11 protein-coding genes are annotated in these 12,543 nt (G+C 44.8%); 3 read left to right on the top strand and 8 right to left on the bottom strand.

Annotated elements, in window-relative coordinates; genetic code table 11:
• Positions 1-98 precede the first annotated feature (98 nt).
• From JK628_RS00800 to JK628_RS00765, 8 genes are all read right to left on the bottom strand, one after another.
• The gene (locus JK628_RS00800) at positions 99-800 is read right to left on the bottom strand and encodes a DJ-1/PfpI family protein (protein WP_202287396.1); all 702 of its coding nucleotides are present in this window, start codon (positions 798-800) and stop codon (positions 99-101) included.
• A gap of 196 nt (positions 801-996) precedes the next feature.
• Positions 997-2,193, bottom strand: a complete 1,197-nt coding sequence (locus JK628_RS00795) for an HD-GYP domain-containing protein (RefSeq protein ID WP_202287395.1) — start codon at positions 2,191-2,193, stop codon at positions 997-999.
• Positions 2,194-2,454: 261 nt separating this feature from the next.
• A complete protein-coding gene (locus JK628_RS00790) occupies positions 2,455-2,679 on the bottom strand; it encodes a hypothetical protein (RefSeq protein WP_237524102.1) in 225 nt (74 codons plus the stop codon).
• A gap of 8 nt (positions 2,680-2,687) precedes the next feature.
• Positions 2,688-3,446 (bottom strand): DNA-binding protein, encoded by a 759-nt coding sequence (locus JK628_RS00785; protein ID WP_202287393.1) that lies wholly within the window; start codon positions 3,444-3,446, stop codon positions 2,688-2,690.
• A gap of 40 nt (positions 3,447-3,486) precedes the next feature.
• Complete coding sequence (locus JK628_RS00780) at positions 3,487-4,032, bottom strand: core component of ECF transporter (RefSeq protein WP_202287392.1); 546 nt, start codon at positions 4,030-4,032, stop codon at positions 3,487-3,489.
• The gene (locus JK628_RS00775; protein ID WP_202287391.1) at positions 4,029-4,715 is read right to left on the bottom strand and encodes an energy-coupling factor transporter transmembrane component T; all 687 of its coding nucleotides are present in this window, start codon (positions 4,713-4,715) and stop codon (positions 4,029-4,031) included. Before JK628_RS00775 ends, JK628_RS00780 begins: the two co-directional genes overlap by 4 nt.
• Entirely contained in the window at positions 4,705-6,072 is a 1,368-nt protein-coding gene (locus JK628_RS00770; protein ID WP_202287390.1) for an ATP-binding cassette domain-containing protein, read from the bottom strand. Before JK628_RS00770 ends, JK628_RS00775 begins: the two co-directional genes overlap by 11 nt.
• A 17-nt stretch (positions 6,073-6,089) precedes the next feature.
• The gene (locus tag JK628_RS00765; RefSeq protein ID WP_202287389.1) at positions 6,090-8,114 is read right to left on the bottom strand and encodes a TonB-dependent receptor plug domain-containing protein; all 2,025 of its coding nucleotides are present in this window, start codon (positions 8,112-8,114) and stop codon (positions 6,090-6,092) included.
• Positions 8,115-8,554: 440 nt separating this feature from the next.
• Here JK628_RS00765 and JK628_RS00760 point away from each other — a divergent pair, with 440 nt between their 5' ends.
• The 3 genes from JK628_RS00760 to JK628_RS00750 all read left to right on the top strand — a co-directional run bounded on the left by JK628_RS00760 (position 8,555) and on the right by JK628_RS00750 (position 11,359).
• Positions 8,555-9,913 carry an isochorismate synthase gene (locus JK628_RS00760; protein WP_202287388.1) on the top strand — a complete coding sequence of 453 codons (1,359 nt, stop codon included), beginning with the start codon at positions 8,555-8,557 and terminating at the stop codon, positions 9,911-9,913.
• 208 nt (positions 9,914-10,121) lie between these two features.
• Complete coding sequence (locus JK628_RS00755; protein ID WP_202287387.1) at positions 10,122-10,781, top strand: 7-cyano-7-deazaguanine/7-aminomethyl-7-deazaguanine transporter; 660 nt, start codon at positions 10,122-10,124, stop codon at positions 10,779-10,781.
• 119 nt (positions 10,782-10,900) lie between these two features.
• A complete protein-coding gene (locus JK628_RS00750) occupies positions 10,901-11,359 on the top strand; it encodes a GNAT family N-acetyltransferase (protein ID WP_202287386.1) in 459 nt (152 codons plus the stop codon).
• The last annotated feature ends 1,184 nt before the right edge of the window (positions 11,360-12,543 follow it).

The following is a 12,543-nucleotide window of genomic DNA, read 5'->3' as shown; positions in this document are numbered from 1 at the left end:
AACTGTGATTATGGCCAATATTCTTTATTACTAATTAATAGCATTTTCAGCTAAGGCTATATCTTTTACTTATAATGCTAGTTGAAATCAACATTTGCTCATTCTGTGAAGATAGCGTAGGGATCACTATTACTGTCATCTACCCAGCGATACTCGGTTAGGGTTTCAATGCGTCTCGCTTCTACTTCGCCATGTAATTGCTTTGCCCAATACAACGCAGCATCGGTACCTGCTGAGACGCCTGAAGAGGTTAAAAACTTACCATCATCGACCCAACGTGCCTTGGGCTGCCAATGTACTTCATCCGCCAATGAAGTCACCCACTGATAGGCCATTTTATTGGTAGTAGCCTTAATACCATCTAAGCTCGATGTTTTTGCCAATAATGCTGAGCCGGTACAGATCGAAAATATTTTTTTACTGCGTGTAAGCTGTATCGTTAACCAATGTATCAGCTGCTTATCGTCGACTAACTTTCGAGTGCCAAGCCCACCAGGGATCAATAGCAAATCACAGTCATAATGGCGATCCATTAAGGTATCTGTAACCACTCTTGGGCCTTGATAGCTTTTAACAAACTCCGTCGGCCCCACCAGCTTTATCTCGACATCTGGCATATGCCCTAGCATCTCAATTGGGCCGTGTAGATCTAGGGTTTCATAGTCGTCAAATACTAAGGCCAATATGCGGTAGCGTTTTTCTTTAAATAGGGAGGCTGTACTCGCTGTTGCTGGGAAAGCCAATAAGCTGCCGGTAATAGCCGCCGAGCTCATTTTTAAAAACTGTCTACGTTTAAGCATCTGTCTATCACTCTATTATCCACTCTTTTGATTAGAGAGAGAGTTAGAGGCTTAATTCAATGATAGTTGAGTTAAAAAGTAATTAAATAGTAAATAGGGGAGCTAGATCAAACAGCTCGATAGAAGCGTAAAACTACAGTCACAAAAAAGCACCATATAAAGTGCTTTCACTGTATATCTGCAGTTAAGTTATCGCTTAGTAGAAAGGGGTTGGGTCTATCTCTAAGCTACTAGGTGAGATCCCTTTCTCAATGTTGAGCTCTGATTTAAGCAGATCAACCATAGTCACTCCTGTGTAGAGCTTATGTTTATTTGAATAAAAACACTTCACCTTTGGATGCAGCGCATCGCGGTTTTTAGACTCCCACACAATACCGACTCGGCCATCGGATAACTCTACCAATGAGCCAACGGGGTAAACACCAACACAACGAATAAACTCGTATACCAGAGCCTGATCTAGATGGTTTGGCGTTAAGCTCAGTAAAATTTTAAAGGCTGCAGCCGGACTCATCGCCTCTTTATAGCAGCGGGTGGCGGTTAACGCATCGAAGATATCGACAATACAGCTCATACGACCATGGATAGGGATCTCGTCACCCTTAAGCCCACGCGGGTAGCCTTTACCGTCCAGTTTTTCGTGGTGCATTAAGCTGATGTCTATACTTACCTGCGAAAGGCCTGCGGTGTTATTCATTATCTCAATAGCATAGGTTTGATGCAGTTTGACATGCTCAAACTCCTCTGCCGTTAACTTACCAGGCTTGTTTAGAATGACACTATCGACTTTTATTTTGCCGATATCATGCAAAATACCGCCCACGGCTAGATCACGCAGCATACCAGTATCAAATTTGAGGTAACGACCAAAGGTGACGAGTAAAAATGCCACGTTGATGGAATGCTCGAGCAGGTAAGCATCTTTTGAACGCAGCGCCGATACGCACTTTAACGCGTCAGCATCAAGCAGTACCGATTCAATCATATTGTCGGCAAGCGCTTCAAAAGGCGCGACTTCTATGGCTTTACCTTCGAAAGTCTCAGATAGCACTTTTTGGATGAGATCTTTTGCCTCAACCATTAACTCTTTAGCTTTATGTTGAGTGGCAACACGGTCAGTGCTGACTCTTTTGGCTACAGGTTTAGCGACTTGGCTAGGCTTTACATTGGGCCGATTCAGGCCACAATCAGCCGATGAACGCGCAGCATTAACCCACGCATGGGTCGTGCCGCTGTGGAGCAATTTGGCAATCGCTTCTTTGCTGCGGATCTGACCTGCGTTCGCAATACTCACTCGTCCTTTGGTGTTGTCGATAGATTCGACAAACATACCTACGCCTAATTTAGCGACAGGTATTTTAATTAGGTCTTTTGACTCAATTGAATCACCCATTATCTCTTTCGTCCCCGGATGATAAAACGTTCAAAGCACTCACTTGTAAGCTGTGCTTCCTCTACTGGTTGTTAGTTTTATGTTGCTGAGATTTTACTCAACTTATAATTATTATTTAACGTAGAAGAAGCATTCTATTCTGAGTGCTTACAAATCACCATAGCGAAAGCTAACTAAACACTCTGTGTAATGTAAAGAATAGTAAAAATTTGACCGATAATTAGTGGGGTACGCTGAATTTCAAAGGGGAAATAGCAAATATTACTCCTTGGCAATATAACATTTCCGGTAGCAATCAAACCCTTTTGGACGCCAACGACGGTACAGACAGTTGTAGCAAGAACGTAAATGGTCATCGATCTGCTCATCCTCATCGTCTTCCAAAAAGAAGCTGCATTGCTCTGCAGCCTCATGTGAGGCTAAGTACGCTTCAGCGTCAAATCTAAATCGCCACACGCCATCAATATAGGTAAACCATTTTTCCATGCTCATCCCTAGTATGCCTTAAGGGTATGTTTCGACGCATTCACCCATCCATCTCCGAACTGGCTAACTAACAGGGCGAACATATGCTGTCGATAAACAGCTTTGACCTTGCCACTCAGCGATACGCGTTCATCCAAAGACAGGAGTTCACCATTGTCACTTAGCACCGCTTGCAGCGAGCTCATCGATAAAATATCAGCAACACTCAGTTCAACGTCGATTGCATCATTACCATAGCCCCCGATATCAAGTTGCCCTTTTACCCGTCCGTCTTGACCACTTAAGCGCAGACCCAGTCCCGCTAACGCCCCAATCACGCCTTGCCCCGTGCCGCCATGCTCCGTTAAATCAATGCCTAATTCAGCAGCTAGCTCATAAGCTTGCTGCTTCGTCTTAACCACCTCTTTTGCTGACTGACCAAAAGCAATCAAAGCGTTAATGTTTTGCATAGAAGCCATATCTAAAATCGCTAGCCCCGGATCTGCAGCGTCAGCCGATTCACTCAATAAGTGCCCCACACAGATTTGCTTGATCGTTGCAAAATCAACATGGGTTTCAAACCGAAAGCACATGGCGCTGTTATGCGATGTGTAGGGGATATCAGGATGGACAAAGAGCTGATGCCGAGTAACCAAGCATAGGCCGCTGTATTCCTCGATTTTCTGGTGCTCCAGTACTAACAAGTTTGCTATCTCTTCTGCGATCTCCCCCGTACCTTTAGTACCAATATCGTCTGTGTCATCGATGCAGATTAACCAACTTTTCATTTATGCTCCTAAGTTCTAATCATGTTTCAACTACTGTTTGTTATTTGAGGCTGCTATGATGATCTTGCAGTAAGTCATGTGACTGCAATCGCCTGAGTACGGTGGGGACAATGAGTGCTGCACCGACGGCAAACACCCCGCCCTGCACAAAGTTAAGCGCAAATTTAGTTAACGCAATTTGCTGTGTCATACCTGCGAGCATATTTTCAATCCACCCTTTGCCCGCCCAAGCAAAACAACCGACTAACGCCACGATCACGCATTGCCAGCGCAGTTGAAACACCCCAGCAATCATCAGTAAGGCTAGATCCATGGCAATTGCCGGCAGGCCGAACTTAAGCAGAATAAGCGGGCCGCCTTTACCGACACTGAGCATCATGGCGACAATGCCTGCAAGCAATCCACAAGCTGTGATACATCCCACTCGACCGACAGCGCCATAACAAAGTAGGTAAAAAAAGGTCATCAAAAACATTGAGTGACCGCTTAGCCCTAGCTTGAGCCGTAACATGCTCTTCATGACCACCAGTAAAGTGGCGCAAAATCCAATAAATAGTGCATCTTGTAATTCGAAATGAGGTTTCATTTTGGGTCTCTTGTTGATGGCCAATGTGTTGCTTTGCCTGTGTCGCCAAAATGGCGTAGCTTAGCTGAGATAGCCATCTGCTTGGAAAGCTTCAATAACTGGATCAGCAGTGGAAATAGCACACAGTAAATAAATTCTGGCCAATTCTTTGGATTACGCAGCGCTTTAGGGGTGATCCTTGCGCCACGCATACATTGGATCTGGTAGATCTCTCGCAATTCTCGTGACATAAAAGGCAACAGACTGAGTGACGCTGCAATGACAAATGCCCATTGATGCGGTAAGCCCCAACTCAATACTTCGCCAAGCCGCTCAGGACGTTGAGTACTTGAAAGCCACCAGCCAGGTAACATAGCCAGCAACACTCTAAGTACCACCACAGCTCCCTCAAGCAACTGGCTCTCACCATGAAACAGGTAGTAAAGCCCCATAGTGGTGGCAAACTGCACTGCCGCTAAGCGAAGTAACGCAGCTATCTTTTTCTTAAGCAGCAATCCATGAGCAACCAAGCCACCATTAATAGCCACCAATATCCACAGCGCACCGCTCGGCAGCAGAAATGCTGCACTAGAGAGCAATATGCTCAACAGCAAAGCCAGTGCACAACAGTGGGTTTCACTTAGAACACAGCCTAAACGACGCCATTTTCCAGTGGTAAAACGCCTCCGAGGCTTAACCTGCATCGACCTGCACCATCGACTGTGACTTATCTAATAAAAATCCCGCTTCTAGATGCCAGACACGATCAACATCATCCACTGACACTTCTCGATGACTGGTCAGCAAGATGGCACAGCCCCGTTGACGTAATTGCAGTAGCAGTTGCCACACCTTCCCGCTATGCACACTATCTAGCCCAGCAAAAGGGTCATCAAGTAGCAACACTTTAGGCTTTAAGCACGCCAACGAAGCCAATGCGATAATATGCTGCTGTCCATAGCTCAACTTGTGTGGCGATGCTGCCGCTAAATGCATTAGCCCAAGCTCGGTCAACATACGCTCGGCCCGCGAAAGCGGCAGTTGGAATCGGCGTAAACTAAACTGCATTTCGATCAACACAGTCTGTTCAAACAATTGCCGACAGGGCCTTTGTAGCAACAGACATACATTTGCACCGTATATACCCAGCTTAGGGCGTTTGCCAAGTACCGATAATGGCAGTTGGCCGATATCAGCTTGGATCCCTGCAAGCGCCTTTAATAAACTACTTTTCCCACTGCCGTTATCTCCAACGAGGGCAACCATCTCCCCCGCACTAATAGTTAAGGTGTTGGCGCAGCGGAACAAGATGTCTCGGCTAGTAAATTGAAAACGGTGCGGCTCAATACGTGCTCTCTCTTCTGCAGCAATTTTTCCCTCTATTGCTGTCATCGCACTCAGCTTGTGTTCACGTAACACCGATGGCAAATACAGACCAGCCAGCAACTTGCCTTTGTCTAACTGCCACAGGTGAGAAATCAGTTTGCCAAAAGCTTGCGGTTTATGCTCCACCATTACGATTGCAACACCTTCGCTAAGTAGGTTTTTAAGCACAAAATATAGCTCTTGCACACCGTGGTTATCTAACTGGGTCCACGGTTCATCGAGCAGCAGTAAATTTGGCTCAAACACTAGTTGCGCCGCCAACATCAAGCGATATTTTTGCCCCAGAGACAACACCTCAACAGGGGTGTCGATACTGATATACAAACCTACACGCCTGAGTGCTTGCTGTACTTTCTCTAACATTTGTGTCGAGGGAGTGCCGAGATTCTCTAGCGCAAAAGCGACCTCAGCCCCCACGTTTTGGCGCAACACCTGCACATTTGGGTCTTGCATAACCAAGCCCACCATGAGTGCGGGGTGCCGAATCACCTCACCTTCAAGGGGTCTCGATAACTCCCCTGCAATAAGGTGTAATAAGCTAGATTTACCGCAACCCGTTGCGCCACTGATGCAGTGGCACTCTCCATGATTTACTGACAAGTGGAGGTCATCCAAGATCGCCACTTGCTGAGTGTCATAGCCAAAATGGATCCCTTTCAGCTCGATTAGATTCATCTCTACGCTCCCGTTACTTAAATCTGCCAATTAATGCCGATAAACACCTGGCGACCAGCCTGCGGTAGAGATTCGCTTTGATAGTAGTTTTCGTCGAGCAGGTTGGTGGCCCTAAGATAAAGCTCAAGTTTGTCATCGAGCAAGGGTTGTACAAAGTTAATATCGACTAAGGTGTAATCCCCTAGTGATTGCTCAACTAACACTTTCTCGCCTGCCACTTTTTGTTGTGCGTAGTAGATCTGGTCCATGATGCGTTCGACATTGAGATTTATCCGCATTGCAAAAGGCAGTTGGTATTGCGCTTGAAAACGAAGCTGATGACGCGGTCGATACTCTAAGGTCTGCATCGAATCACTTGCTGATTTATCTTCGGTATCTAAGAAGCTATAAGCGAAGGTCATCGAGAGATCATCCACACTATTGTTTTGCAGTTGCAGATCGACCCCTTTAAAGTTGTAATCACCCATATTTTGATAAACACCGGTTAGATCTTTAGCAATATAGTCCTCTGCATCGGTGTAATATCCGGCAATATTGAGCTCCGTTGAGTAGCCAAGATCTTGCAGTAAACCTAACTCTAAGTGCTGTGACACCTCAGCTTGCAGATCGACATTGCCAGAGGATTGTGCATAGAGATTGCGCATGGATGGAAAGCGAACTTTGCGCGCGATCCCCATGTTGATACGAGTATGCTCGCGTGCTTGCCAATAGCCCGATAACTGACCCGAGTAATCTGTTTCAGTTTCCGCGAGTCGGTCTTGGTCATGAAAAGCGCCGCCTGCTGTGACGCCGTAACTGTCACCTTGGTATTGGTACTCTAACGCAGCAGTGTATAACCAAGCTGAATCTTCGAAGCTATCGCTACTGCCACCACTTCCACCGCCATTGCCTCCTCCATTACCGCCGCCATTTCCGCTACCGCTCTTGTTCTTATCCTTACTACTGGTGATGGCGCTCGATTGCCAACTCTGTTTTTCAGCAATGATTGCCGTTGTCAGAACACCCGCTTGGTCAAAATTGGAGATAAACTGCAGGTTTCCTCCCTCTACAGTGGAGCGGCCATCTTGCTGGGCCTTTATCGCTTGGTAGTCATCATCTTTGTACTGAGTTTCTAGAACATCACTCTGATTGTGATAAGCAAAACCGCGCAGGGTAAACATTGAATTAAACTTATGCGCTAGCCCCAATTGGAATGTTTTAGCTTGATAGTCATCAACTCTTTCAAATTTTGCAGAACCTGATCCGCTACCATCTCGGCTTGGTTTACCCCATTCGCCTTGACGAAAACTCATATTTGCCATCAATTGTGTGTTGTCACTTAAAAGATAGCTGCCCTGCGCATAGAAGTTATCTAAGGTTTTATCGGCATTGTCACGCACATCACCTTGCTGATATTCGGTATCCTCGTAATCACTCGACATCGGCCAGCCATCTGTTTGCTGTCGACTATAGTTAATGAGCCCTTGCCAGTTGTCACCACTGCCTGCTGCGCTGATATCACCGTTAAAGGTATTATCTTGCGCCGCTTCTAAGCGTCCTGATAAACGAGGAGCATCTTCGCCCTGCTTGGTAATGATGTTAATCACACCACCTGCTCCGCCTGGGCCATAGAGTACAGATGTTGGCCCAACAGAAACTTCGACAGAACCAACCTGACTTGCCGGAATTAAGCTTGGGTCAAACTGACCATCTTCAGCACCGTTCGCTGGTACGCCGTTAATCAGATAGATAACATGCCGCGCCTTGAAACCGCGAATGTCAACACGCGGAGTCCCCTGACCGCCAACGCGAACATATAATCCGGGCACATTTTTTAGTAGCTGATCTAAACTTTGAGCGCCAGTAGCCTTGATTTCATCTTCATTAAGGCGCCAGTGAGTTGTCGCAGCTTCTGTTACTGCTGCTTTCTCTCCATGAACCACAATGACTTCGGTCACATTCAAAATAGGGTCCCGCTCCATCTCGTCGGCTTGTACCTGATAGCTAAAGCTCAATGCCAGCGCAATCGTAGAAACTTTCAGGGTTTTATTGTTGTTTATCATTGTTTTTCATCATCCTAACGACATTATTAGCGCCTATTTTCAGAAAGGTCGCTAATATGCACAAGCTAAACAAGGAGGAATGACGACCTAGATCGACTAATTTAAACAATTAGAAATAAACCACCACACACAATGCGACATTTTGACCACCGGCAATTACCTATCAGACAAAAAGGCGCACTAAATCTCGAAAAATGAACAAGCTGAGATATCTAGCTCAGTTGGCAGGAGGGATGCAAAGTGTAAAACTAAAGCGTGATGATTAAATAGTCAGTGATAGCTCACAGCAGAAGAGCAACCCACTTGACACTCTACCCACTGGATATTACTTTGTGTAAAGATTCTTATTACCAATTTGAAACTGGGTTAATTAAAAAGTAGAGGTCCACTCCTCAACACTTTCCATAACTACCCATACGAAATGCTATTTGGAGTATTTATTGGCCGCCCCCTTGCTGTCTCACGCGATTACGTCTTTAACTGACAAGCTCACATCCCTTACTCTTCAACCACACAGCGACCCTATCATGCAGCTGTCGGTGACGATTTCTGCGATCCCTGTTATTGCTTGGCTCGCAGCACAATCGACTTATCCGAGAGTCTATTGGAAGGGGCGTGACACTGAAGAGGAAGTCGCCGCCATTGGCAGCTGTAAGGACTTCTTTTTTGGTGATGATGTTGACGATCTGGAAATGTCTGCCGAGTACCAAAAACAACGCGCACTCACAAATAATCAAGACGTGCGTTATTACGGTGGCGTGGCTTTTGACCGAAAAAATGAAAGCTGGTCAGAGTTTGGCAAGGCACGTTTCATCCTGCCCCGCATAGAATTACGCCGCAGTGGGCATGAGTATAAGCTACTAGTTAACCTTAACTTTACAGAGAATAGCCTAGAAGAAGAGATTACTATCGCACTGCAAGCTGTTGCAGCGCTGGATAAACCAAAGCCACTCACACCGCCCAATAAAGTTGCGTTAATGGGTCGTAGCGATAAGCCTGATCGTTATCGCTGGAATGAACTCGTTAATCAAGTTACCCACCCCAATTTTATTAAAGACACCCCAAAGGTAGTGCTATCTCGTCAAACTCAACTTGAGATTAATGAGCCAATTGATCCATGGATGCTACTGGCATGCTGGCAGGGAAGAAATCCAAATAGTTTTCAGTTTGGTTTTCAATTTACCAGTGAAAGTGCCTTTATCTCCTGTACGCCTGAGCGCCTGTATCGGCGCAGACAACGAGAGCTATTTACCGAAGCTCTTGCTGGTACCACGGTTAGAGGCATAAACGAAGAGCAAGACAAGGCACTCGCACAAGACTTACTCGACGATACTAAAAACAGCCATGAAAATCAGCTGGTTAGACAGCAAATTGTGGATGTACTCGGCCCACTGAGCCATTATGTTGGTGCTGAAGAGTTTCCAACGGTATTTAAGTTGAGCCATATCCAACACCTGCACCGCTCGATTAGAGCCGAGTTGAAAGCGGGGGTTGATGACTTTCAACTGATCCAAGCACTACACCCGACCCCAGCCGTAGGTGGACTGCCGAAAGAGCCTGCGATGAACTTTATTCGTCAACAAGAGGGCTATGTTAGAGGCTGGTATGCCGGTGCTTGTGGCTACTTTAATAAGCACGAAAGTGAGTTTGCGGTGGCGATTCGTAGCGCACGGATTGAGCCTGGACGAATTAACCTATTTGCTGGTGCCGGTATCGTCGCGGGTTCAAAACCAGATGAAGAGTGGGCTGAGCTAGAAAACAAACTGACCACTATTCTGTCAATATTGACTGAACTATAGCATCTCATCAAACCCAAGATTCAAACAGTTAGCAACGAGTGTAGCGGGAAATTAGCCGCTACACGACTTTTCTGCTTGCTCTGTAAAAATTCTGCTCTATAATTTGCCGCCCGATTATGGGTTAACTAACCAAAAATTGTAAAATTATAGCGATTATCGCTATTGCGGGTTCCCTCACCCCGCCCGATTTATTAAAAAAGGCCACAAGATGTTGATGTTATCTCCGACGCAGGTTCGCCGCGCGTTGCTGCTTTTAGCAGGCTTTCATATTGTTATTATTTGCGCCAGTAATTACTTGGTGCAATTACCCTTTCAGATCTTCGAACTGCATACCACATGGGGCGCTTTTAGCTTTCCATTTGTGTACCTTGCAACCGATCTCACCGTTAGGATCTTTGGTCAACAGGCCGCGAGAAAGATTATCTTTCTCGCCATGTTGCCTGCACTAATTATCTCTTACTTGATGGGCGTTGTGTTTCATCAAGGGAGTTTCCAGGGTGCAGCTGCCTTACTAGAGTTCAACAGTTTTGTATTTCGCATCGCCTTTGCAAGCTTTGCTGCCTACCTCATCGGTCAGCTAATGGATATCTTTGTATTTGCCAAATTAAGACAAACACAAGCTTGGTGGGTTGCCCCGTCGGCCTCGACCATCATAGGTAATCTTGTTGATACCATAGTATTTTTCTCTCTGGCATTCTACGCCTCAACCGATAGCTTTATGGCTGCTAACTGGCCAGAGATTGCGACAGTTGATTATGGCTTCAAATTGGTCGTTAGCCTCGGTCTATTCCTACCTGCATATGGTCTATTGCTGAAGGTGCTGCAGGAGAAAATTTTGCAAGAGAGCGGTCGCAAAACCGCACTATAGCGCCAGAATAGGCTTAACAGCAACTGGACAGACCTGTTATAATTTAGCCGATTCGTTCACTTTTACCTCGTTTTTTGAGGGCGTTGTAGGTGAACAGGCTAAATTAATGAGAGTAAGAAATGTACACGATTGAAATTGAAGCAGTTACCGAGTTCACACCTGAAGTTTTAACACTACTGGGCAGTATTTATGATGCCATCCCTGAATTTGAGCAGCCATATTCTAACCAAGAGATCAGCAGCCGTTTACTAGCAACACCGTCTCTTTTGCTTTTAGCAAAGATTGAGGGCGAAATCGCTGGCTTTAAATTGGGCTACCAAATGACAGATGAGGTATTTTACAGCTGGCTTGGCGGGGTATCACCAGATTACCGAGGTTTAGGTCTGGCTAAGAGCTTACTTGAGTATCAAGAGCGCTGGACTCGTGAGCAAGGCTATAGCCGCATCGACGTTAAGACCCGTAATTGCTTCCCTGTAATGTTGAAGATGTTAATCAACAACCACTATCAGATTACTGCGATGACCGCAGACTGTCAGCACTTAAGTCAGAACAAGCTCCACCTGCAAAAGCTGGTCTAGATGCAATTTATATTAAATTACTAATAAAACTTGCAAATACAAATGAGAATGATTATTATTAACGTGCGTTCCAGAACTCAGGTCAATCTATAAAGTTCTCATCATCTTTATACTGCAAAGAGTTTTTTTATACCTATGGTATATGCACGACATTGCTCACACACTCTTAAGTGGCCGGGAACTTTTCCCCGGCTTTTTTTTGCCTGAAATTCCTAGCGATAAAATACCCTATATCAAACCTCACTCTTAAGTGATCGGAACTATTCCCTGTTTTAATCTGAAATTGCTAGCAAGAAAATAACCTATATCAAACCTCACTCATAAGTGATCGGAACTATTCCCTGTTTTAATCTGAAATTGCTAGCAAGAAAATAACCTATATCAAACCTCACTCTTAAGTGATCGGAACTATTCCCTGTTTTAATCTGAAATTGCTAGCAAGAAAATAACCTATATCAAACCTCACTCATAAGTGATCGGAACTATTCCCTGTTTTAATCTGAAATTCCTAGCAGGAAAATAACCCATATCAAACCTCACTCTTAAGTGATCGGAACTATTCCCTGTTTTAATCTGAAATTCCTAGCAGGAAAATAGCCCATATCAGATCTCACTCATAAGTGATCGGAACTATTCCCTGTTTTACCTGAAACTCCTACCAGACAACAAACAGAACCAGAAAACAACATAACCATCTGTTAATATTGAATATAAAATATTAACAGTGACGTTCGATAAAATAATTAGCCACAAATTGGAAATAAAACTTGCACGACCAGATGATAATGATTATCATTTGCATGCGTTCTAGAACTCACTTACTTTTAGGAATCTCATCTCCTTATAGTTCGAGTTTGCAAAGCACGACATTGCTCACACACACTTTGTGGCCGGGAATTCTTCCCCGGCTTTTTTTTGCTTGAAATTCCTAGCAGAAAAATAGCCCATATCAGATCTCACTCATAAGTGATCGGAACTATTCCCTGTTTTACCTGAAACTCCTACCAAACAACAAACAGAACCAGAAAACCACATAACTACCTGTTAATATTGAATATAAAACATTACCAGTAACGTTCACTAAATTAATTAGCCATAAATTGGAAATAAAACTTGCACAACCAAATGATAATGATTATTATTTACATGCGTTCCAGAACTCACATACTTTTAGGAATCTCATC

Source organism: Shewanella sp. KX20019 (genome assembly GCF_016757755.1).
Lineage (GTDB): Bacteria > Pseudomonadota > Gammaproteobacteria > Enterobacterales > Shewanellaceae > Shewanella.
The sequence above is the reverse complement of the archived record's forward strand: the minus strand, read 5'-3'. Positions and strand labels throughout refer to the sequence as shown.

Coding starts and splice junctions, on each gene's coding strand:
- JK628_RS00800 (WP_202287396.1), bottom strand. CDS start 800: ATGCTTAAACGTAGACAGTTTTTAAAAATGAGCTCGGCGGCTATTACC.
- JK628_RS00765 (WP_202287389.1), bottom strand. CDS start 8,114: ATGATAAACAACAATAAAACCCTGAAAGTTTCTACGATTGCGCTGGCA.
- JK628_RS00755 (WP_202287387.1), top strand. CDS start 10,122: ATGTTGATGTTATCTCCGACGCAGGTTCGCCGCGCGTTGCTGCTTTTA.
- JK628_RS00790 (WP_237524102.1), bottom strand. CDS start 2,679: ATGGAAAAATGGTTTACCTATATTGATGGCGTGTGGCGATTTAGATTT.
- JK628_RS00785 (WP_202287393.1), bottom strand. CDS start 3,446: ATGAAAAGTTGGTTAATCTGCATCGATGACACAGACGATATTGGTACT.
- JK628_RS00770 (WP_202287390.1), bottom strand. CDS start 6,072: ATGAATCTAATCGAGCTGAAAGGGATCCATTTTGGCTATGACACTCAG.
- JK628_RS00795 (WP_202287395.1), bottom strand. CDS start 2,193: ATGGGTGATTCAATTGAGTCAAAAGACCTAATTAAAATACCTGTCGCT.
- JK628_RS00775 (WP_202287391.1), bottom strand. CDS start 4,715: ATGCAGGTTAAGCCTCGGAGGCGTTTTACCACTGGAAAATGGCGTCGT.
- JK628_RS00750 (WP_202287386.1), top strand. CDS start 10,901: ATGTACACGATTGAAATTGAAGCAGTTACCGAGTTCACACCTGAAGTT.
- JK628_RS00780 (WP_202287392.1), bottom strand. CDS start 4,032: ATGAAACCTCATTTCGAATTACAAGATGCACTATTTATTGGATTTTGC.